At 39.9% G+C, this 1,472-nt stretch carries 1 protein-coding gene; it reads right to left on the bottom strand.

The window, feature by feature from the left end:
- Positions 1-78: 78 nt before the first annotated feature.
- Positions 79-1,472, bottom strand: a 1,394-nt coding sequence (locus K339_RS37525) for a hypothetical protein (protein WP_028523438.1), incomplete at its 5' end; no start/stop codon positions are given.

Genomic DNA, 1,472 nt, shown 5'->3' with positions numbered 1-1,472 from the left:
GACAAAGAGGAGTGTCGATTGCAGAAGGCAGAGGGTCGAATAGAGGACAGTTAGTGCTTTTTTCATGGCTTGGGGTGGTTAGAGGGCGAAGCCGATGCCAAAGGTTGGTCGGATATTCCATTCGTAGCCTGCGCGTACTTTTTGTGGTGTACTGATAATAGCAGTATTGGCAGAAAGTCCTAAATCTATGTAACCTCGGTTGAAAAGTTTTTGCTGAAAACCGACTTTCAAACCGATGTCTGAGAATAGGCTATGGTATTTCCTATCAATTGAGACATTGTTCTCGGTGACTCGGCTTTTGTTGTTGAATAGGAAAAGACTAAGAGGGGTGCTTACATACAAACCAGATAAATTATTGCCTTTGTTTAGTCGCTTGATACGAGCCGCTTGACGGATGTAATATCTTACTTCTGAAACCAATGCGACATTGCTACTCTGATAATTTTGAGTATGTATTGTTCCATTACCAATTGGGCGTTGTGAGGTAGTGGCATTAAAGGCATAATTAAGTTGGTTATGTACCGAAAAGGCCGACTTCCCAATTTTATGTTCATAAGCCAGCGACAGCAGTGCTGATTGCTTGTTTTGTCCTACTTGAATGGAAGGCCAACTAATTTTTAACATCGAAGATTCATCCTCAAAACACTGCAAGACTTCACATAAAGGAGCTTTTTGTCTCTTCTTGAAATCACCAATCGCCAAGCCTAACCGAAAATTACTATTGACGTACCATTCATATCGGTTGGGGTTTGATGTTACTTGGATTGATTCAACTCTTTCAAATGAATTTTCATTACGATAAATGGTATTATCACCATTTTTGAAGATCAGTTTTTGAGTAGTTCTTTCAAAAGAGGAAACACCTGCGTTAACTCCAAAATCTATAAGTCCATGCTTTAAAAAGCGCCTTTGGATGCCATACCTTACTTCAATACTTTGTGTAAACTTCTCAAGAAAGTAGTCTGTATTCCATTTATTATCATTCCCACTGCCATACAGAATTTGGGTATTTTGTAAGTCGTCTTCGCGAAGGTTAACATTACGATTAAGACGAATACCTAGGTAATTACCAGAGAAATTGTTCGCGCTTAAATTTTGTTTTATACGTCTTGTCAATTGATGGTACCAACGAAGTTCGCCAAAAGCAATGATTCTTTGTTTACCTATTGCTAAGGAGCGGGCATTAGTGTTGCTAAAATCATAGTAAGCTTGCATTCGATAACCATTCTTTGCGCCAACACTGACAGAAATGGCAGGGCTGATTTTATATTCTGCTGCCAGCTCAAGTGGAGGAAATAACTTTCCAATTAAGTTGTCGTAAGAGACACGGTAGAAAAATTCGTTTGTAAAGTTAAAGTCGTTGTTGTATAGCTTCAGCATCCACTTCGTCGGCTCCTTCGTCATAAACACATAGTCGTAGCGGTCAATAAACCGCTGTTTTTCCAGCGTACCCGCTTCCTGCGTGTGGGTGA

The sequence above is a fragment of the Runella limosa DSM 17973 genome (genome assembly GCF_000482465.1).
Taxonomy (GTDB): domain Bacteria; phylum Bacteroidota; class Bacteroidia; order Cytophagales; family Spirosomataceae; genus Runella; species Runella limosa.
The sequence above is the reverse complement of the archived record's forward strand: the minus strand, read 5'-3'. Positions and strand labels throughout refer to the sequence as shown.